Here is a 19787-nt window from a genome sequence, read left to right on the forward strand (position 1 = left end):
ACGCCATGGCCGACGCATCGGATGTTCTGAAAGCTTCGGACTCGATCATGCGGATCGTCGAGGACGCCGGCAAGCGCAGCCTCGCTCGCTCGCGGGTGCTGGCGGACCTCAAGTACGGAACGCCTTCGGAGATCGAGCACGCGAAGTCGGCGCTGCAGGCGGAGGTCGTGAGCGTGACGAAGCTGCGGGCCGCGTGCGACGCGCTGGCGAGAAGCCTGAAGAACGCCGAGGCGACGCTGGACAAGATGGACGCGACGGCGAAGAAGGACCAGGCGACGCTGGACGCGCTGGCAAAGTCCGGCGGCGGGAGCGGGAAGGAGCTCGACGAATCGTCGCCCTTCATCCTCGCGATCCACACGGGGCGGGACGCGGTGTGTCAGCGGCTGAAGTTCGCGGCGGCGGACTTCGTCAAGCTGCGGGACTCGGTGTCGCGAGACCCGAACATGAATTCCCACAGGGACCCGAAGGCGGCGCGCGTCGTGCTGGAGAAGCTCTCGGAGGCGGCCGAATCGCTGACCGAAGCGGAGCGCATGATGCGATCGATCGACATGGGGTAGGGCGCGTCAGGCCGGGGTAGGGAGCGTGCCGGGGGGCACGTCGGGCTCGGGGCGGTCGATCTGGTCGAGGACGGCCTTGGCGGCCTTGCGGCGTTCCTCGGCGCGGGCCGCGTCGCTCACGAGCGCAGGGCGCGTCAGGGTCTCGCCCCGCATGAGCTTCTCAACATCGTCGGAGGAGAGCGTCTCGTACTTCAGGAGCGCCTCGGCGACGGCGACGACCTGCGCCCAGTGCGCCTCGATGATGCGTTCGGCGTCGGCGAAGGCCTGGTCGACGATGCGCCGCACCTCCTCGTCGATGAGGCGGGCGGTCTCGGGCGAGTAGTCCTTGTCGGGGAGCATGGACTCGCGGGTGTCGAGCCCGGCGTAGCGGACGAAGCCGAGGTTCTTGGACATGCCCCACTCGAGGACCATCGCGCGCGCGATGCTCGTGACCTGCAGGATGTCCTGCTGGGCGCCGCTGGAGACATCGCCCATGGCCTTCTGCTCGGCGATGCGACCGCCGCAGGCGATGCGCATGGTGGCGTTGAGCCACTTGAGCGAGTAGCCCATGCGGTCCTTGGAGGGGAGCGAGAAGGTGGCGCCGCCCATCCCGCCGCGGGGGATGATGGTGACCTTGTGGAGCGGGTCGGCGTCCTTGGCGAGTGCCTGGAGGACGGCGTGCCCGGCCTCGTGATAGGCGACGAGCTTGTTCTCTTCCTTCTCGCGGACGCGCGACTTCTTGGCGCGCCCGAACTTGACCTTGTCGCGCGCCTCTTCGAGGTCGACGTGCTCGACGTGTTCCTTCTCGGCCATGGTCGCCATGATGGCGGCTTCGTTGATGATCGCGGCGAGGTCGGCGCCGGAGAACATGGGCGTCCCCCGGGCGATGCGCTCGAGGTCGACGTCGGGGCTGAGCTTGACCTTCTTGGCGTGGACCTTGAGGATCTCGACGCGGCCCTTGACGTCCGGCAGCGGGACGGTGATCTGGCGGTCGAAGCGCCCCGGGCGGATGAGGGCGGGGTCGAGGACGTCCGCGCGGTTGGTCGCGGCGATGACGATCACGCCGTCGGCGGGCGTGAAGCCGTCCATCTCCACGAGGATGGCGTTGAGGGTCTGCTCGCGTTCGTCGTGCCCGCCCGAGACGAAGCCCGAGCCGCGCCGGCGTCCGACAGCGTCGATCTCATCGAGGAAGATGATGCAGGGGGCGGATTCCTTGGCCTGCTTGAAGAGGTCGCGGACGCGCGAGGCGCCCACGCCGACGAACATCTCGACGAAGTCCGACCCGGAGATGGAGAAGAAGGGGACGTCGGCCTCGCCGGCGATGGCCTTGGCGAGGAGCGTCTTGCCGCAGCCGGGCTCGCCGATGAGGAGCACGCCGCGGGGGATGCGCCCGCCGAGCTTGGTGAACTTCTTGGGGTTCTTGAGGAACTCGATGATCTCGGTGACTTCTTCCTTGGCCTCGTCGACGCCGGCGACGTCGGAGAAGGTGACCCCGGTCATTTCCTTGTTGAGGGTTCGATGGCGCGACTTGCCGAAGTTGCCGAGCATGCCGGGCCCGCCCCCTGCGCCGCGGAAGACGCGCGAGAGCAGGAACCAGACGAGCAGGACCATGAGCAGGACGGGCCCGAAGAAGAGGAGGATGTTGGTCCAGGGAGAGGCGGGGAGGGGTTCGTACTTGCCCTGGGTGATGTCGGTGATCTCCGCCATGATGGCGTCTTTGGAGGTGTTGTTGATGGGAACGAAGATGGTGGTGTCGGCCTTGGAATCCGGGCCGGCGCGGCGCTTGGCGAGCACGCCGTCGTCGCGGACCTTGACGGACTCTTCGATGATCTGCCCGTTCTCGTACTGCGCGCGGAACTGGGCGATGGTGATGCGTTCGCCGCGGCCCGGGGTGGCGAAGAGCATGAAGACGATGAGGCCGAGGACGGCGAGGGCGACGAGGAAGAACGGCCCGCGGGAGTTGGCGGGAGGGCCCCCGGCGCGGTTGGAGTCGCCGGGCGTGCGGTTCTTGCCGGGGCGGGGTGAGTCGCCCGAGGCCATGGGGTGATGCGAGAGATCCGGGAGTCGTGCCACAGCGTTCTCCGGTTCGGCGGGAAAGTGTTGCGCCGAACACCGTTTTTTCGTCGATCCGGTTCCGCGGATGCACAGCGACTCGGCGGAATCCCCCGGACGCCGGGGCGGGATCGGTACCGTATGCCAGCGCGCGGGCTGGCCGCGCATGTGTTGTACGTCTCTCGTTACCAGCCGGATCGGAGTTCGGACGCGATGTCGCGCGCAAGCCGGGAAACCGCGGCGTGTCGCCCGGTGTCGAAGCGCTCGGCGGTGGGGCGGGCGGGGACGAACGTGTCGGTGGCGCGGAAGTTGGAGCGGGCGGCGAGGACCTTCCCGCTGCGGGCGTCACGCCATTCGAAGTCCACGGTGATCGTGACGGCGAGCTCCTGCGCGAAGCCGGTCTGGCGGTCGAGCGACAGGCGGCGGAGGTCGACGCCGGTGATGACGCCCTTCAGGACGGACGCGGCGGCGTCGCCCTGGACCACGCGGAGTGATGACGAGCGCTGCAGTTCCTTGATGATCGCTTCGGTGACCTCCGCGTCGAGCCCGGGCTCGTACGTGTAGTTCTCGAACACTGGCACGCGGACGGATTCGATGCCGTCGGGATAGGTGGACGCGAAGGAGTAGCCCTGGCGCGGGTCGGCGGCGCAGCCGACGGGGGCGAGGACCGAGACAGAGAGCAGGGAGAGAGCGAGGAGCGAGACAGGGAAGAGCGAGACAGCGAGCAGCGAGACAGGGAAGCGGGGGCGGCGGGGCTTCACGGGGTGGCCTCCGCGGGGGCGGGCTCGTCGGGCGCGTTCGGCGGCGAATCGGCGTTCGGGGGAACATCGGTGCCCGGCGTGTTCTCGGCGCCGGGCAGCGGCCAGTTGTTGCGCTGGAGGAGGGCGAGCGCGTCGCGGGCGGCGCCGGTCTGCGGGTAGGCGTTCAGCAGGCGGGTGAGGGCGTAGCGGGCCGCGACCTGGTCGTCGCGGTCGAGATGCCAGCGCGCGGTGGCGAGCATCTGCTCGGCGGCGGATTCGTCGAGGCGGGCCTGGAGCGCGTCGGACATCCCGACGCGTTCGGCGTCGAGGGGGAACTCGCGCTGGAACTGCTCGATCTGGTACTTGGCCTCGATGAGCCCGCGCGCGTCGTGCTGCGGGCCGCGGTACTGGGCGATGTTCGCGAACGCCCGGCGCTGCATGGCCTTGGAGCGGTGCTCGCTGCGCGGGAAGAGGCTCAGGAAGACGTCGTAGACCTCGGCCGCCATCTTGAGGTTCCGGGTGCGGTAGTAGAAGTCGCCGAGCTCGAGCAAGGCCTGTTCGGCGAGGCGGCTGCCGGGCATGCGTTCGTTGATGCGGGTGAGGATTTCCTCGGCCTCGGCGATGCCGTCGCCGATGCGCAGGCCCAGGTATCGGATGCGCTTGCCGGCTAGGTAGTCCTTGGCGATCTCGAACTCGCGCTCCAGGGAGCTCGCGAAGAACTCGGACGCGGGGTAGTTCTTGACCACCTCCTCGAAGTCGTAGAGGGCGTCGTACTCACGGTCGTCGCCGAGCTTGGCGACGCCGCGGAGGTAGACCGCTTCGGGATAGACGCCCAGGCGTCGGGCACCCGGGGCGGCGATCCAGTCGTCCAGGAGGCTCTTGGCCTGGGCGAAGCGCTCGTCGGCGATGAGGCGGCGTGCCTGGGCGATGGTCTGCGCGGACGAGCCCTCCGCGAGGCGGACCTCGGCGTCGGAGATCGGGGCGGTCGCGGACGATCGGTCGCGGGATGAGCGTCCCGAGCCGCAGCCGCCGGCGGCAAGCGAGAGGGCGAGGGCGCACGCGAAGATCGCGAGCGCGGCGCGGGGCGCGGCGGGAAGGAGGTTCATCGCGCGAAGCATACCCGTTGCGGGCGCACGGGCGTGCGAGGAGGGCGCGGCGTGCGTGCTACTTGGCCTTGGCGAGGAGGGCGTCGCGCTGGGCATCGGAGAGGGAGTTCCACTCGGGGATGCAGCCGTTGCAGCAGAACCCGACGGTGTTGCCCTTGTAGGTGGTCGTGACGCCGGGCTTGATGGGGTGGTCGGGGACCATGGGGCACTTGGAGTTGACCATGCCGGCGCTCGCGCGCGACTGGCTGCCGGACTTGGAGGCGGTGGACGCGCAGCCGGCGAGGGGGAGCAGGGCAAGGGAAAGCACGAAGAGGCGGCGGTGCATGGGAGTCTCCTCAGCGGCGCGGGCCGCCCCGAAGTGTAGACTTTTTGGGCGGGCCGGGCGGCGGGGCGTGGTCCGGGACGTGTCGTCGGCTACGCTGGCGGCATGATGGGCGAGCTTGTACCTGGGAACGCGGTGATCGGCCAGTCCGGCGGGCCGACAGCGGTCATCAACCAGTCGCTGGTCGGCGTGGTCGAAGGGTTGCGGCAGGGGCTGCACGCGGCGGGCGTGGTGGGCCGCGTGCTTGGGATGCGGCACGGCGTGCGCGGGCTGACGAAGGGCGAGCTCGTCGACCTGACGGACATGCACCAGGACCGCCTGGACCGGCTGGCGACGACGCCCAGCGCGGGGCTGGGGAGCACGCGCGACAAGCCCGACGGGGAGTACTGCGAGCGGGTGCTGCGCGCGTGCCGCGATCGCAGCGTGCGGTACTTCTTCTACATCGGCGGGAACGACAGCTCCGACACGTGCCGCCTGGTGCGGGAGCGGGCGGTGGCGGCGGGGTACGACCTGCGATGCTTCCACGTTCCCAAGACGGTGGACAACGACCTGCTGGAGAACGACCACACGCCCGGGTTCCCGAGCGCCGCACGCTTCGTGGCGATGGCGTGCATGGCGGACTTCATGGACAACATCTCGCTCCCGGGGATCAAGATCAACGTCGTCATGGGGCGTCACGCGGGGTTCCTGACGGCGGCGAGCGTGCTTGCCCGCCGGCATGACCGCGAGTTCTCCGGCGCGAACGGCGGCGAGAGCACGGACGGCCCGCAGTTGATCTATGTGCCCGAGGTGCCCTTCGACATGGACCGGTTCGTGGCGGACGTGGAGGGGTGGTACTCGCGCAAGGGGCGGTGCCACATCGCGGTGTCGGAGGGGATCTGCGACGCGAGCGGAACGCCCATCGGCGCGAAGCTGATCTCTTCGGGGCAGGTCGACGCGCACGGGAACGTGCAGCTCTCCGGAAGCGGGGCGCTGGGCGACGCGCTGGCGGACTTCCTCAAGGCGAAGCTGACGCCGGCCGGCGGGAAGCCGCCCCGCGTGCGGGCGGACACGTTCGGGTACGTGCAGCGCTGCTGGCCCGACGCGAGCCCGGTGGACGGCGTGGAGGCGCGCCGTGCGGGGCAGTTCGCGGCGCGTCTGGCGATGCAGGGCGTGCACGACGGGAGCGTGGCGATCGTGCGGCAGGGGTCGGGGAGCGACCAGTGGCTGGGGCAGGACAACGGGCAGCCCTACCTGAGCGCGTTCCGCCGGGTGGAGTTGTCGGCGGTCGCGGGGAAGACGCGGCACATGCCGGCGAACTTCCTCGACGGGCACAACAACGTGTCGCGCGAGTTCGTGGAGTACGCGCTACCGCTGGTGGGCCCGCTGCCGGGGTTCGAGCGGCTGTAGCGACCGCGGCTCGCGAGCGGTGATGAACAGACAAAGCGAAACCGCCGCGGGAAGGCCCGCGGCGGTCGTGCATTGTGGAAGGGTTGAGGGGCTCAGCGGGGCGAGGTCATGTCGGTGGGGTTGGTGTTGGTGGTATCGGGGACGTTGGTGTGCTGGTTGGAGGTGTCGGGCTTCTTGGTGATGGTGTTGGAGCCGGGGGTGACGTTCGTGAAGCGGCGCGGGGTGGTGTTGGGGCTGTTGTTGTTGGTGGTGGTCGCGGTAGTGGAGGTGTTGGTGGCGTTGGGGTTCCAGGTGTGGGGGGTGGTGCGGGTGTAGACGACGCGGAGGTTGCGGAACTCGCGTCCGTCGGAGGTGGTGTCGAAGGACTCGGAGGTCATGGTGGTCTTGCCCTGCCACGAGAGGACGGTGCGGGTGGTCTTGCGCAGGCCGTCGCGGGGGTCGACGAAGGCGCCGGTGAAGGAGATGGAGCCGTCGTCAGCGCGGACGCCGTGGGAGACGATCATGTGGCTGGCGGCGCTGTCGAACCAGACGGACTCGTACTGGTTGGTGGCGTTGTTGAAGCCGTAGATGGCGTTGCCGACGAACTTCTGGTTCTGGTCGGTGTTGCGGAACTCCTGGCGGACGAACTTGCCGCCCATGCCGTCGACGAGGGTGAAGGTGGCTTCGCCGGTGGTGGTCATGGGCTGGGCGTCGGGGGCGGGCCACCAGGTGGTGACGGTGGTCCAGCGGCCCATGGTGTCGAGGCCGAAGCGGAAGTGGTTGTCGTTGGGCATGCCGAACTGGCCGAGCTCGACGAGGGCGGTCTGCGAGGGATCGCTGGGGGAGAACGCGGCGTTGTTGTTGTTGTTGTTGTTGTTGTTGTTTGTGGTGGTGTTGGTGTTGGGAGTGTTGTTGGAGTTGGACGAGTTCTGCGTCGAGGTGTTGGAGGGCTGCGCGACGGCGCTGCCGGCGACGAGGACGAAGAGGGCGGCGAGAACGTTGCGAGTCGTCGTGTGCATGGCTGGTCTTCCCAGGTCGGAAGGCCGTCACGCGGAGGTGAGATGCCGGGCGGGCCCTGTGCCCGCGGCGTCCTCGCGTTGACCTTCTCGCTTCCGGGAGACTCCATCGGTCCGACGGACGCGCGAGTTCTCGGATCGACAGGGTTTCAGGACTTGTCGGTGCCCGGGGCGCTTATCGGACGGGCACGCGCTCGGTGATCTCGAGGCCGAAGGCGTCGAGCCCGGGGAGTGCGCGGCTGGAGTTGGTGAGCAGGCGGAGTTTGCGCAGGCCAAGTGCCCGCAGGATCTGCCCGCCGACGCCGAACTCGCGCCGTGGTGCATCACCCGACGCGGGGGACGCGAGCTCCGGACGATCGGCGTCGAGCGGGTGGCGTCGGAGCGTCTGGAGGTGGTTCTCGAGGTCCGCGCCCGGAGGGTGGTCGGGCCCGCTGGTGCGCAGATAGACGAGCGCGCCGCGCCCTTCGCGCTGGAGGAGCCGCATGGACTCGTGGAGGATGCGGCTTGTGGGGCCGTCGGGCGATGCGTCCAGATCGCCGAACGCATCGCCCAGGAGGTGGCGCCGGTGCATGCGGACGAGGGTCGGCCGGTCGTCGGGTGGCGAGACGGCGTCCGCGCCGATGGTGCGTCCGACGTCGCCGACTGTGAGCACGAGGTGCGGGAGCGGGTCGACGACGGACTCGAACAGGAACGCCGTGAAGGTGCCGAACTCGGTGCGGAGGGGGCGGCCTTCGAAGGGCGGGAGGCGGCGGACGAGGGTCTCGCGCGCGAGGCGGTGCTGGATGATCTGGGCGACCGAGCACAGTTTGAGGTTGTGCTCGGCGCAGAAGGCCTTGAGGTCGGGGAGGCGGGCCATCTCGCCGTCCGGGCGCATGATCTCGATGATGCACGCGGCGGGGTAGAGACCGGCCAGGCGGCAGAGGTCGAGCGAGCCCTCGGTCTGGCCCGTGCGGACGAGGACGCCCCCGTCGCGCGAGCGCAGCGGGTTGATGTGCCCGGGGCGGGCGAAGTCGTCGGGTCCGAAGCGCGGGTCGATGGCCATGCGGATGCAGGCGGCGCGCTCCTTGGCGGAGACGCCGGTGGTGCCGCCGTGCTTGGCGTGGAGGTCGATGGAGACGGTGAACGCGGTGCCGCGGGGCGTGGTGTTGATGCCGGCCTGCGGATGGAGATTGAGCCGGTCGCAGTCGGTCTCGGTAAGCGAGAGACAGAGGTAGCCCAGGGCGTGACGGAGCATGAACGTCACGGCCTCGGGCGTGACGAACTGCGCGGGGAGGACGAGGTCGCCCTCGTTCTCGCGGTGCTCGTCGTCGGTGAGGACGACCATGCGCCCGGCGCGGAGGTCGTCGAGGACGTCGGGGATGGGGGAGAAGGGCATCGCGGGCAGGGTACGGGGTGGGCGTGGGGTGCGGCGTCAGGCACGGGTAAGGCGGGGGGCGCGGAGGTAGGTGGCGGTTCGCCAGAGGTACTCGAGTGGGCCGATCTGGAAGAAGTGCATCCAGAGGGTGCTGAAGACGAGCTGGAAGAGGTAGACGCTGAAGACGAAGACGATCTGCTCGACGCGGGAGAACGAGCCGAAGTTGCCCAGGCCGTAGAAGTAGAAGGTGGTGGTGGCGATGAGGGTCTGCATGAGGTAGTTGGTGAAGGCCATGCGGCCTGCGTTGGCGAGGAGCGCGGTGAGCAGGCGGAGCTTGCCGGAGGCGACGATGAGGACCCACATGCCCAGGAAGCCGCCGGCCATGAGCGGGCCGGACAGGCCTTGGGTGAAGGTGAAGACGGCGAGCCGCCAGAGTTGATCGCCGGAGGAGATGACCCACATGCCCAGGGCGGCGACGGGGAGCCCGACGAGGAACCCCGCGGCGACGAGGCGGCGGTGGAGCGCGCGGTGCTGGGGGGCGAAGGCGTTGCCCTTGGCGAGCGCGGCGCCGATGAGGAACATGCCCAGGACGCTCCAGCCGAAGCCAAAGAGCGAGATGAGCAGGATGAACCCCCACGAGAGCGCGCGGAAGGCGAAGAGCTGGTCGTACGGGCCGTCGCGGTAGGCCTCGGTCTCGGCCTGCATCCAGACGGGGTCGTCGGGGCTCTGGCCCTGACCCTGCCGCCAGGCGTGGAGGAGGCGCTCAAAGGGCGGCTTGGCGGGCGCGGGAGACGCGAGTTCGGTGGACGTCGGTGCGGCGGCGTCCGGATTGGCGGAAGCGGAATCAGTGGAAGCGGGCTCGGCGGGAGCGGGCTCGGCGGGCGCGGGTGGCGCTACCTCCACCGACGCGGTGCGCTGCGGCCGGGGGCTGAGCGTCGAGAGCAGCGCGAAGGTGGTGTTGAGGAAAAGGGAGAAGGCGAGGAGCGCGGCGCCGACGATGGCGAGGGTGCGCGCGGGGAGGTGCCCCAGGAGGAGGAGGACGAAGCCGAGGGTGGCGTAGAGGAAGAGGATGTCGCCGTACCAGAAGCCCAATGCATGAATCGCGCCGACGGCGAGCAGAAAGACAAGTCGGCGGGCGTAGAGGGGGCCCCAGGAGACGGCGGCGGCGTCGCGGACGCGGGTGCGCTGGAGGGCGAAGCCAACGCCGAAGAGCAGCGAGAAGAGGCTGTAGAACTTGCCCGTGCAGAGGACGTGGACGCCGACGTGGACGAGTTGATCGGCGAGTGGGCCCGTGGGCGCAAAGTTCATGTACTCGCCGAACGGCTCGGAGAAGAACTGGACGTTGACGCAGAGGATGCCCAGGAGCGCGAAGCCCCGGGCGACGTCGACGGCGTCGATGCGATTGGATGCGGGAACGGGTGAGTGAGGTTTCATTCACAATCCTCGGTGAAAGCGCAAGTCCTGAACTTCATCCCGAAAATCAGTCAATGCGGCCGCAAGATGGTGGCCACGGAGATACATGCTGGTACGGTCGCGGGCATCGAGTCCGAGTGCGGGCGTTCGCCGCGTGGCGAGCAGGCCGCGCGCGGACGCGCCGTGCTGTCGGCGGCGATCGGTCTGGAGAAAGGGAAGCACTCATGAAGCATGTTACATTGATCGCGGGGATGGTGCTGTGCGGGGCAGGGGCGCCGGCGATGGCGGAACTGGTGTACGGGGTGACGCTGACGCAGACGCTGGTGTCCTGGGACAGCGCGGCGCCGGGGACGATCCTGTCGGGGGCGCCGGTGCAGGGGCTCGCGCCCAACGAGACCGTGCAGGGCCTGGACCTCCGCCCGGCGACGGGGGAGCTGTTCGCGCTGGGGAGCTTCAGCAACCTGTACCGCGTGAACCCGGCGAACGGGCAGGCGACGTTCGTCGCGCCGCTGTCCGCGTCGCTGAACGGCTCGTCGTTCGGGTTCGACTTCAACCCGACGGTGGACCGCATCCGCACGGTGAGCGACGCGGACCAGAACCTACGCTCGGTGCCGTCGACGGGTGTGACGACGGTCGACGGGACGCTCGCCTTCGCGGCGGGTGACGTCAACGCGGGCGTGAACCCCAACGTGGTTGGCGCGGCGTACACGAACAACTTCATGACCGGCGCGGGGACGCAGTTGTTCGTGGTCGACGCGGGGCTCGACGCGCTGCTCCTGCAGAACCCGGCGAACAGCGGGCAACTGACGACGATCGGGTCGCTGGGGACCGACATCACCGATCTCTCGACCTTCGACATCTCGGGGAACACGGGCGTGGCGTACATGTCGATCCGCGACATGAACTTGTCGCGGTCGACGTTCTGGACGGTGAACCTGTCGACCGGCGCGGGGATGATGGTGGGCGAAGTGGGTGGGGGGAGCATCATCACCGCGATGACGGTGGTGCCGGCGCCGGCCTCGGCGGCGCTGCTCGGGCTGGGCATGGCGGCGGCGCTGCGTCGCCGGCGCTGAGCCCCTATCGCACACCCGCACGGGCGGGCGACATCACTTGCCTCTATCTCTACCGCCCGCGGGGGACGAGTGTTCCTCGCGGGCGGTTCGTGCTTGGAGCGAGGCGCGCGCCGGCGGGCAGGTAGACTGCCCGCATGGAGCACGCTCGGATCTTTGCGGAAGGCGGCGGGCTGTCGGCGCCGACGGCGTGGAGCGCGGCGGCGTTCGGCTGGATGGTGCGCACGGCGCGCGAGCGGTTGGCCCGCGATGGGGGCGGGGACGGTGCCGTGCGCGCCGTGATTCTGGGCGCGGTGACGCTCGACGAGCCCGACGAGCGCGAGCAGGCCCTGCGCGACGCGGGCGCGGCGGAGGTGCGCTCGTGCATCGTGACGGATGACGGGGGCGGCGAGGCGGAGGCCGCGGCGGCGATCGGGCGTGCGCACGTCCTGTTTCTTCGCGGGGGCGACCAGGGTCGTTACGTGCGGGGCTGGCGGAATACGTCGGTGTTCGCGGCGATCCGGGAACTCGCGGCGCGCGGGGGCGTGGTCGCGGGCACGAGCGCCGGGTGCGCGGTGCTCGGCGAGGTGACGTACTCGGCGGAGAACGACTCGCTGTCGGCGACGGAAGCGCTGGCGGACCCGGCCCACCCGGACGCCACGCTGGTGCGCGGGTTCACGGGCCTCGCGCCGGGCGTGCTGTTCGACACGCACTTCACCGAGCGGGGGCGCCTGGGGCGGCTGCCGGTGCTGCTGGGAAGAAGCCGCGAGTTGTTCGAGGAGCGGCGGGCGGTGCTGGGCGTGGGGTGTGATCCGCGGACGGCGGCGGCGGTGGGGGCCGACGGTATCGCCCGGGTGATGGGCGAGGGCACGGTGACGCTGCTGCGCGAGACGGCGGGGTCGCGGGTGCGGGTGGGGAGCGGCGGGCCCCCGACGGTGACGGACCTGTCGTGCGACGTGCTGCTGGCGGGGTCGGCGTTTCGAATGGCGGACGGGGCGGTGGTGGAGCGTCCCGCGGAGGCCGCGCGCAACGGGCACGGGGATGTGGTGGAGGAGCGATCGTTCGAGGCGCTCACGATCGACGGCGCGCGTGAGGGCGACGGCGGGCTGGGCGTGCTGCGCGTGCGAAAGGTGGAGGCGGGCGCGGGTGAAGAGCGGCGCGGGGCGTGGGAGAGCGTGTCGGGCGAGGGGCGCCTGCCGGGGAGCGTGGTGCGGACGCGGGCGTTCAGCGACGACGTGTGGGACTCGTTCGCGGCGGTGCTGGGGGCGTTGGCCGCGGGGCCCGGGCTGGTCGGGTGGTGGGTGCCGGAGGGGTGCCATCTCGCGGTGGACGAGGCGGGGCTGGTGCGCGTGCGTGCGGACAGCACGTCGTCGGTGCTGGTGCTGGATTCGGCGGGGGCGACGTACGCCGGGACGCGCGGTGCGCCGGGTGCGCGGGCCGCGAGCCATCTCGAGGGCGCGCGGGTACATGTGCTGGGGCCCGGGTGGGGGCTGTCGCTGCGGACGCGGGGGGTTGTGGCGCCGGAGGCGGCGACGGGCGGCTGAAAGGGTGGGCGGCGGATCCCGAAGAAGTGGCGCGGGCGAGGGCTCGCGGAGGGCCGCGGCGTGCTCTACGTGTCATCGATCATCAAGTGGATTGTGTGTGCCCCCGTGCTGCTGCTGTGGCGGGGGTATTTGCTGTTGTGGTGGGCGTTTGACGACTCCGATCGGCGACGGACGGAGGCGTCGGGTCGTGCCCCGCACGGCGCCCCGCCGTCGCCCGGGGTCGCGGACGACGCGCCGGCCGGCGCGGAGCAGCGCACGGCGTTCGAGGTGGTGGATTCGACGCCCGAGCCGGTGCCGCCGCCGAAGGGCATGCTGCGCGTGGGGTTCGCCACGACGCTGGCGATCTCGGCGTTCGCGGGGTTGCTGGTGAGCGTGGTGGACGAGCCGGCGCTGACGCACGGGCGCGCGTGGCTGCTGTGGATGATGGCGACGGTGGTCGGCGGGATCGTGACGCAGAGCGCGGTGCGTCATGCGGCGGCGCGGGCGGCGATCAAGAAGCCCCTGACGCGCTGGGGCAAGGTGCGATTGGCCGCGGGCGGCGTGCGGGATACGTGCGTCGCCACGGGCAAGGGTGTCGGGCGATTGTGCATGACGGGCGTGCAGGCGGCACGCGTGACGCGCCAGGCGGCGCGGCGTGCGGCGGGGTCGTCGGCGGCGCGAGCGGCTCGGGGCGCGGCCGTGCGGGCGTGGGGCGCGGTGAAGCCGGCACGCGCGAGCAGCGGCGGCGCCGGGACGGCGTGAGACCGGCCGAGCGCGAACCGGCCGGGACGTGGCTCAGCGGCGCAGGCCGACGGGTTCGCCGAGGATCTCGCGCAGCAAAATCGCGCGGCGCCATTCGGCGCGCGTCACGGGCACGCTGAAGATCGGAACACCGAGATCGACGGGGGTCTGCCGGCGGCGGACGTCGGCGCGGGTGGCGGTGCCGAGCGAGGTGGCGCGGGCGGGAACGTCGTCGAGCGGATCGGACGCCGCTTTGAAGGCGGCGCGGCGGCGGAGTTCGTCGGGATCTTCCTCGGTCGGGGCCTGCAGCGGGGCCGGGCGGGGGCGCTGCGCCTGGGCCTGGCGTGCGGCGCGCCGGGAACCCTGCGCGGGGGCTTGCGACTGGGCCGGGGCGGGGCGCGGGCCCTGGCGTGAGCGCTGGGCGGGTCGCGGCGCCTGTGCCGGCCGCGGAGCCGGCGCGGGCGCGGGCTGCGGCACCGGGGCGGGCTGCTGCGGGAACATGTCGGTCGGGACTTCGAGGATGATGCCCCCGGGAAGACGGACGTGGGTGGTGCCGCCCGCGGCGGGGGGTTGGGTGGGGGCCGGCTGCTGCGTGCTGGGGGCCGGCGCCTGGTTGCCCTCGAGCGTGGCGCGGCGGCGGGCGGCGAGTTCCTCAAGCTTCTGACGCGCGGAGACCTGTTCGATCTCGCGGGCGCGCTGCGGCGGCGTCTCGACGCGACCGGTGCGGAGTTGTTCTTCCTCTTGCCGCCGGCGGAGGGCGAGCGCGTCGCGCTTGCGCTTCTGCTCGGCGAGCGCCTGGAAGATGACTTTGAGAATGGGCCCCACGATCACGACGATCGCGATGAGCATCTGCGGGTGGTTCGCGAAGAACCGGAAGATGGCTTGGAGCGTGCCCATGCGGCGGATCAGTGTATTCCGGGGCGGTGCGGGGCGAGATCGTCGTGCGGGATGTACGCGACGTGGTCGGCGTCGCCCCGGGCGTCGAAGCGCACGCCGAAGAGATCGGCGAGCGCGCCGGGGGACATGACGTCGCGCGCCGGACCGTGGGCGGCGACGGTTCCGGCGGGGGAGAGCAGGAGGGCGTGGGAGGCGAAGCGCCGGGCGAGGGAGAGGTCGTGCAGGACGCAGACGACGGTGCCGCCGCGGTCGGCGAGGGCGCGGAGCAGAGCGAGAGTGCGGAGTGCGTGCGCGGGATCCATGGCGCTGACGGGCTCGTCGGCGAGGAGCAGGCGACCGGCGGGGTCGGCGTCGGGGTGGGCGCAGCCGATCTGGGCGAGGGCACGGGCGAGGGAGACTCGTTGGCGCTGGCCCGCGGAGAGGACGGCGAAGAGGTCGTGCGCGCGGGGCAGCAGATCGACGCGCTGGAGGGCGAGGTCGGCGGGCGAGGGCGCGAGGGCGGGGCGGGCGTCGCCCCGGGCGTAGAGCCCGAAGCCGACGATCTCGCGCGCGGTGAAGGCGAAGGCGACGTCTGCGGACTGCGCGATGTAGGCGAGGCGGGAGGCGACGCGCGGGCGTGCGGAACCGGGGAGTGTGCTGATGTTCTCGGCGCGGTCGGGGGCGACGTGGAGGAGGACGCGCCCGGAATCGGGCGTGAGCAGGCCGGCGAGGGCGCGGAGGAGGGTGGACTTGCCCGCGCCGTTGGGCCCGAGGATCGCGGTCATGGTGGCGGGGGCGAAAGAGGCGGACACGCCCCGGAGCACGGGGAGTCCGGGCTCGAACGCCACATGGAGGTCGTGGGCGGCGAGCGTCACGGGGGGAGGGTAGGGGCGGGGCGTCGCGGCGCGCCGCAGGGGGGAGATCGGGCGTGGGCGGGGCGGCGTCGACTATGCTGTGCCCGCATGAGCACGATCACGACGGTGGCGATGACGGGTGCGACGGGGTTCGTGGGCGGGTACGTGGTGCGCGAACTGCTGGCGCGGGGGTACGGCGTGCGGGCGCTGGTGCGCGATCGCGCGGCGGCGCGGTCGTCGCTGCCGGGATCGGTGACGCTGGTCGAGGGCGACATCCTCGACGAACGCCGCGTGGACGAACTGCTGGGCGGCGCGCAGGCGTGTGTGAACCTGGCGGGGATCATCCGCGAGGTGCGCACGGGGGGGCGGGCCCAGACGTTCGAGCGGGTGCACACGCGTGCGGCGCGCCTGCTCGTGGAGCGGTGCACGGCGCTGGGCGTGCGGCGGTTCGTGCAGATGTCCGCGCTCGGGGTGCGGGACGTGGGGGTGAGCGAGTATCAGCGGACGAAGTGGGAGGCTGAGCAGGCGGTGCGGCTGAGCGAGCTGGACTGGACGATCTTCCGCCCGTCGCTGATCCACGGGCCCGAGGGTGAGTTCGTGCGCCTGGCGAAGGGGCTGTGCAGCGGGCACGAGGCGCCGTGGGTGTTCATCCCGTACTTCGCGCGGGAGGTGGAGGACGTGCGCGTGCCGCTGGGGCCGGTGACGCTCGTGGCGCCCAGGGTGCAGCCGGTGTGGGTGCAGGACGTCGCGGGCGCGATGGTCCGATCGCTGGGGACGCCCGCGGCGGTGGGGGAGATCTACAACCTGGCGGGCGGCGAGGTGCTGACGTGGCCCGAGATGCTGCGCGAGGTGCGGGACCACGTGCACGGGGCGAACCGCGACCTCGAGCCGATGGGCGTGCCGTCGGTGGCGGCGGCGTGGGGCGCGAAGGCGGCCGGGGCGGTGGGGCTGGGCGGGCTGCTGCCGTTCGACGAGGGGATGGCGCGCATGGGCGCCGAAGACTCGACGGCGAGCGTGGTGAAGGCGACGGAAGACCTGGAGTTCAGGGCGAGCGGGTTCCGCGCAACGTTCCGGGCGTACGCGGGCGCGGTGTAACGCGCGGCGGACGGTCTCAGTTCGAGCGGATGGGCGTGGCGCGCCCGAAGATGCTGGTGGGGCGGTGGGCGGCCGGCGGGTTGGGCGCGGGCGCTACAGGGCGCGCGGGCTCGGGCGCGATGGCCTGGGCGGGCGGCGCGGGCGAGGTGCGCTGGGCGCGGAGCTGGTCGATCGAGCGATCGAGCTTCCCGAGGATTGACTTCACCTGATTGAACGTCTTTTCGGACGGTCCCATGGCCGGCCCTCCTTGGCGACACCGGCATCGGACAATCCTGCGCTCGACTTGGGGTTCGAGAGACCATTGGTACCGACTCGGCGGGTCGTTCGGTCTGCGCGGGCGTCACGCGGACCCGGGCGATAGGCTGTGCCCATGGCGCGGGTGGAACTGGATCAGATCCGGGTGGGGTACGCGCGAGCGGGCGAGGTCGTGCGCGGCGTGAGCCTCGCCGTAGATGCGTCGGGCAGCGTGGCGCTGATCGGGGCCTCTGGCGGGGGGAAGACGACGCTGCTGCGGGTGGTCGCGGGGCTGCTGCGGGCGACGTCGGGGCGGGTGCTGATCGACGGGCGGGAGGTGACGGACGTGCCGCCCCACGCGCGCGGGGTGGGGCTGGTGTCGCAGGGGGCGGGGTTATACCCGCACCTGACGGTGCGCGAGAGCATCGAAATGGCGCGCCGCGGCGCGAGCGGAATGGGGACCAAGGACGCCGCCGCGGCGCTGGGGATCGAGCACGTGCTGGAGCGGCGGGCATGGGAGGTGTCGGGGGGCGAGCGTCGGCGGGCGGCGTTGGCGCGGGAGTTGGTGCGGGGCGCCCGGGTGCTGCTGCTCGACGAGCCGACCACCGCGCTGGACGCGCTGGCGCGGGCCGACGCGCACGAGGCGATCCTGCGGGTGCGGGAGCGGCTCGGGTGCACGCTGGTGCTGGTGACGCACGACGCGGACGAGGCGGTGCGGCTGTGCGGGCACGGCGTGGTGCTCGAGGGGGGCGTGGTGGCGGGCGCGGGCACGCTGGCGGCGCTGCGGGCGACGCCCCCGACGACGCTGGCCCGGGCGTTCTTCGCGCGAGCGCGTGCGGAGGACGCCGCATGAACACGCTGGCGCGGGTGGTGGGCGCCGTGGCGCTGGGCGCGGTAGTGCTGGGCGCGGCGGCGGCGGCGGGGCAGCCGGCAGGGCCGCCGGGTCGGGGCGCCGACGCGGGGCCGGTGGTGCGGATCATCGCGAGCGATGCGTTGGACACGATCGCGCAGGCCGCGGCGTTGGAGGCGTTGCTGGAGGAGGCCAAGGGCGCAAAGGCCGGGCTGGTCGTGCTGGAGTTATCCGGCGATGGGGCGCGCCTGGACGTGGTGAACCGGATGGCGGGGGCGCTGCGTCGGGCGGAGGTCGCGCTGGCGGGGTATCTGACGGGGGGCGAGAACGATCGCGTGGGCGCCGGGCAGTTGGCGCTCGGGCTGATGACGGCACGGATGGTGGCGCACCCGCGCGTGATGGTAACGGGCGCGGCGCGGGGCGCGTCGGACGAGTTATCGCCCGACGACACGGCGTGGGCGGCGGTGGCGGCGGAACTGCGCGGGCGGCTGGAGTGGGGGCTGGGGGCGCGTGAGCACGGGCCCGATCTCGCCATCGCGTTGACCGGCACCTGCGACGGGCTGCGCCTGGTGCGCGAGGGCGGGCGCGCGACGCTGCGCGTGCTGCCCGAGGGGGGCGCGAACGCGGAGCCGGTGGTGCGGGCCGGGCGTGACGGGTGCGAGTTCATGCTGACGCGGGCGGCGCTTTCGGAGGTGGGGCTGGTCGCGGCGGAGGCGCCCGCGTGGCGCGAGGCGGCGCGACGGCTGGACGTGGGCGGGCGGATGGTGCTGGAGCGACGGCTGCCGCCGGGCGCGAGGGCGGCACGCGGCGAGGCGCTGGGGCACCTGGCGCGCGCGGACGAGGCGCTGGCGCGGGCCCAGGGGGCGCTGTCGCTGGCGGACCCGTCGACCCACAGCGTGGCGGCGAAGAAGTACCACGAGGCGGGGCGCGAGGCGAGAGAGTCGCTGGCACATGCGGAGCGCGCGCTCGACGAGTTCGACGCGCTGGTCGAGCGCGTGCCCGAGGTGCTGCGGACGGCGCGCGAGGACGGGGACCGGCGCGTGCGGGCTTCGCAGTACGAGAGCGGATGGCGGAAGGCGGCGCGCGACGCACGCGCGCGCGCGAAGACGCTGCGTGCGAAGGCGGCGGACTACCTGCGGCAGTAGGATGGAGACGGGAGGCCTTGCATGGGACGCGAGACACGGGCGCGGGATCAGGACGACGGGGAAAAGAAAGGGCGGCGAGCGATGACGGCGCCCGCGCGGGGCCCGAAGGGCGCGGGAGCGCTCAGCGCGGGGCAGGGCTACGCGATGGAGCAGTTGCTCCGGACGCGGGAGCTGTTCTGGCACAACGTGGTGCAGGAGATCTTGACCGGGTTGTCGGTGCTGCACGCGAAGCGGACGAGCGGCGACAGCGCGGGCGCCGACGTGTTCGACGGGCGGATCGCGGTGATCACGGCGCACGGGGCGCGCGTGCCCATCGGGGCGGTGTACCCGCTGTTCGCGTGCGCGGTGTCGACGAGCGAGCAGGAGCGCGCGTTAAGCACGGCCGTGGAGTGCACGGTCTTCCAGATCGAAACGCCCGAGGGGCACGCGTTCACGCTGCCCTTGCACGAGATCCGCGCGGTGCACGCGCTGAGCGCGGAACTGATGGAGCGGATCAAGGGCGCGTCGTCGGACAGCGCGAGCCCGGAGGAAGCGCGGGAGGAGATGCCGTTCGGGTTCGCGGCGTTCACGAGCCTGGCGCGGTCGCGCCGGGAGGGGGCGGGCGTGCCCGGGCCGCTGATCGTCGGGCCGGGGCTTGCGGAATAGCGCAGCGCGGGGGTGCGTGACGCGAACCGCGGGGCGGGGGTGTCCGTATCATCCGACCCGGGCGGACGGGCGAATCAATCGCAGGGCCGGAGGTGTGCATGCGGACGCTCGTCGCCATTCCCGTCTACAACGAGTCGCGGCACGTGCAGAGCGTGCTGGAGCGCGTGCTGGTGTACTCCCGGGACGTGCTGGTGGTGGACGACGGCTCGACGGACGACACGCCGCGACTGCTGGCGGAATACCCGGTGGAGCTCATCCGGCATGTGCGCAACCGCGGGTACGGGTCGTCGCTGCGGGACGCGTTCCGGTTCGCGGCGGCGGAGAAGTTCGACTGGCTGATCACCATGGACTGCGACGACCAGCACGAGCCGGCGTCGATCCCGGCGTTCATCGCGGCGGCGCGCGAGGACCGGTTCGACGTGGTGAGCGGGTCGCGCTACCTGCGCGCCGACAACGGCGACGCGGCGCCGCCCGATCGGCGGGAGATCAACCAGGCCATCACGCGGGAGTTGAACTGCCGTCTGTCGCGTTCGCTGGGCACGATGCTGACGGACGCGTTCTGCGGGTTCAAGGCGTACCGGGTGTCGGCGCTGCGCCGCATGAAGCCGACGGTGCGGGGGTACGCGTTCCCGATGCAGTTCTGGGCGCAGGCGGCGGCGCTGCGCCTGCGGGTGCGCGAGTTGCCGGTGCGCCGGATCTACAACGATCCGAGCCGCACGTTCGGGGGCGTGCTGGACGACGCCGCCAAGCGCCTGGCGCATTACCGTGGGGTGCTGCACCGGGAGTTGCGGCGTCGGGCGGACCGCCTGCCGGTGGCGGCGTTGGCGGGGCTGGACGTGGACGGGACCGAGTGCTCGTGTCAGTGAGG

General features: G+C 71.8%; 21 protein-coding genes. 11 read left to right on the forward strand and 10 right to left on the reverse strand.

From position 1 onward, the window contains the following. Positions 1-5: 5 nt before the first annotated feature. Complete coding sequence (locus tag SFY69_05400) at positions 6-557, forward strand: hypothetical protein (GenBank protein MDX2131466.1); 552 nt, start codon at positions 6-8, stop codon at positions 555-557. A 6-nt stretch (positions 558-563) separates the two neighbouring features. Here SFY69_05400 and ftsH read toward each other — a convergent pair whose 3' ends face one another. The 4 genes from ftsH to SFY69_05420 form a co-directional block, all read right to left on the reverse strand. Continuing rightward, the gene (ftsH, locus tag SFY69_05405; GenBank protein MDX2131467.1) at positions 564-2609 is read right to left on the reverse strand and encodes an ATP-dependent zinc metalloprotease FtsH; all 2046 of its coding nucleotides are present in this window, start codon (positions 2607-2609) and stop codon (positions 564-566) included. 164 nt (positions 2610-2773) lie between these two features. Next, positions 2774-3349: an LptE family protein gene (locus SFY69_05410; GenBank protein MDX2131468.1), complete on the reverse strand. Its 576-nt coding sequence runs from the start codon at positions 3347-3349 to the stop codon at positions 2774-2776. Further along, a complete protein-coding gene (gene bamD / locus SFY69_05415) occupies positions 3346-4434 on the reverse strand; it encodes an outer membrane protein assembly factor BamD (GenBank protein ID MDX2131469.1) in 1089 nt (362 codons plus the stop codon). The genes SFY69_05410 and bamD overlap by 4 nt, the downstream gene beginning before the upstream one ends. A 58-nt stretch (positions 4435-4492) precedes the next feature. Next, positions 4493-4759, reverse strand: a complete 267-nt coding sequence (locus tag SFY69_05420) for a hypothetical protein (protein ID MDX2131470.1) — start codon at positions 4757-4759, stop codon at positions 4493-4495. 102 nt (positions 4760-4861) lie between these two features. Between SFY69_05420 and SFY69_05425 the strand changes: the two genes are divergently transcribed. Continuing rightward, entirely contained in the window at positions 4862-6145 is a 1284-nt protein-coding gene (locus SFY69_05425) for a diphosphate--fructose-6-phosphate 1-phosphotransferase (protein MDX2131471.1), read from the forward strand. Positions 6146-6237: 92 nt separating this feature from the next. Here SFY69_05425 and SFY69_05430 read toward each other — a convergent pair whose 3' ends face one another. From SFY69_05430 to SFY69_05440, 3 genes are all read right to left on the reverse strand, one after another. Continuing rightward, positions 6238-7143 carry a DUF1579 family protein gene (locus SFY69_05430; GenBank protein ID MDX2131472.1) on the reverse strand — a complete coding sequence of 302 codons (906 nt, stop codon included), beginning with the start codon at positions 7141-7143 and terminating at the stop codon, positions 6238-6240. Positions 7144-7315: 172 nt separating this feature from the next. After that, positions 7316-8515: a 3,4-dihydroxy-2-butanone-4-phosphate synthase gene (gene ribB, locus SFY69_05435; GenBank protein ID MDX2131473.1), complete on the reverse strand. Its 1200-nt coding sequence runs from the start codon at positions 8513-8515 to the stop codon at positions 7316-7318. A 36-nt stretch (positions 8516-8551) separates the two neighbouring features. Then, positions 8552-9928, reverse strand: coding sequence for a DUF418 domain-containing protein (locus SFY69_05440; GenBank protein MDX2131474.1), 1377 nt, complete (start codon positions 9926-9928; stop codon positions 8552-8554). Between the two features lie 12 nt (positions 9929-9940). Between SFY69_05440 and SFY69_05445 the strand changes: the two genes are divergently transcribed. The 4 genes from SFY69_05445 to SFY69_05460 all read left to right on the forward strand — a co-directional run bounded on the left by SFY69_05445 (position 9941) and on the right by SFY69_05460 (position 13241). Further along, the gene (locus SFY69_05445; protein MDX2131475.1) at positions 9941-10135 is read left to right on the forward strand and encodes a hypothetical protein; all 195 of its coding nucleotides are present in this window, start codon (positions 9941-9943) and stop codon (positions 10133-10135) included. Next, the gene (locus SFY69_05450) at positions 10132-10980 is read left to right on the forward strand and encodes a DUF4394 domain-containing protein (GenBank protein ID MDX2131476.1); all 849 of its coding nucleotides are present in this window, start codon (positions 10132-10134) and stop codon (positions 10978-10980) included. Before SFY69_05445 ends, SFY69_05450 begins: the two co-directional genes overlap by 4 nt. A 134-nt stretch (positions 10981-11114) precedes the next feature. Then, complete coding sequence (locus SFY69_05455; protein ID MDX2131477.1) at positions 11115-12500, forward strand: Type 1 glutamine amidotransferase-like domain-containing protein; 1386 nt, start codon at positions 11115-11117, stop codon at positions 12498-12500. A gap of 60 nt (positions 12501-12560) precedes the next feature. Next, complete coding sequence (locus tag SFY69_05460) at positions 12561-13241, forward strand: hypothetical protein (GenBank protein MDX2131478.1); 681 nt, start codon at positions 12561-12563, stop codon at positions 13239-13241. A gap of 33 nt (positions 13242-13274) precedes the next feature. Here the strand turns inward: SFY69_05460 and SFY69_05465 are convergent, their stop codons facing one another. Both SFY69_05465 and SFY69_05470 read right to left on the reverse strand, forming a co-directional pair. Beyond that, positions 13275-14117 carry a hypothetical protein gene (locus SFY69_05465; protein MDX2131479.1) on the reverse strand — a complete coding sequence of 281 codons (843 nt, stop codon included), beginning with the start codon at positions 14115-14117 and terminating at the stop codon, positions 13275-13277. Between the two features lie 8 nt (positions 14118-14125). Further along, a complete protein-coding gene (locus SFY69_05470; GenBank protein ID MDX2131480.1) occupies positions 14126-14971 on the reverse strand; it encodes an ABC transporter ATP-binding protein in 846 nt (281 codons plus the stop codon). Positions 14972-15058: 87 nt separating this feature from the next. On the opposite strand from SFY69_05470, the gene SFY69_05475 reads away from it, so the two are divergent. Next, positions 15059-16045, forward strand: coding sequence for an NAD(P)H-binding protein (locus SFY69_05475; GenBank protein MDX2131481.1), 987 nt, complete (start codon positions 15059-15061; stop codon positions 16043-16045). A 16-nt stretch (positions 16046-16061) separates the two neighbouring features. On the opposite strand, the gene SFY69_05480 is transcribed toward SFY69_05475, so the two are convergent. Continuing rightward, positions 16062-16280 carry a hypothetical protein gene (locus SFY69_05480; GenBank protein MDX2131482.1) on the reverse strand — a complete coding sequence of 73 codons (219 nt, stop codon included), beginning with the start codon at positions 16278-16280 and terminating at the stop codon, positions 16062-16064. 135 nt (positions 16281-16415) lie between these two features. Between SFY69_05480 and SFY69_05485 the strand changes: the two genes are divergently transcribed. The 4 genes from SFY69_05485 to SFY69_05500 all read left to right on the forward strand — a co-directional run bounded on the left by SFY69_05485 (position 16416) and on the right by SFY69_05500 (position 19785). Next, positions 16416-17132, forward strand: a complete 717-nt coding sequence (locus tag SFY69_05485) for an ABC transporter ATP-binding protein (GenBank protein MDX2131483.1) — start codon at positions 16416-16418, stop codon at positions 17130-17132. Beyond that, positions 17129-18274 (forward strand): hypothetical protein, encoded by a 1146-nt coding sequence (locus SFY69_05490; GenBank protein ID MDX2131484.1) that lies wholly within the window; start codon positions 17129-17131, stop codon positions 18272-18274. The genes SFY69_05485 and SFY69_05490 overlap by 4 nt, the downstream gene beginning before the upstream one ends. Before the next feature lie 21 nt (positions 18275-18295). Then, positions 18296-18919, forward strand: a complete 624-nt coding sequence (locus SFY69_05495; GenBank protein MDX2131485.1) for a hypothetical protein — start codon at positions 18296-18298, stop codon at positions 18917-18919. Positions 18920-19017: 98 nt separating this feature from the next. Continuing rightward, positions 19018-19785 carry a glycosyltransferase family 2 protein gene (locus tag SFY69_05500; protein ID MDX2131486.1) on the forward strand — a complete coding sequence of 256 codons (768 nt, stop codon included), beginning with the start codon at positions 19018-19020 and terminating at the stop codon, positions 19783-19785. Positions 19786-19787: the final 2 nt, after the last annotated feature.

The sequence above is a fragment of the Planctomycetota bacterium genome, assembly GCA_033763975.1.
Taxonomy (GTDB): domain Bacteria; phylum Planctomycetota; class Phycisphaerae; order Phycisphaerales; family UBA1924; genus RI-211.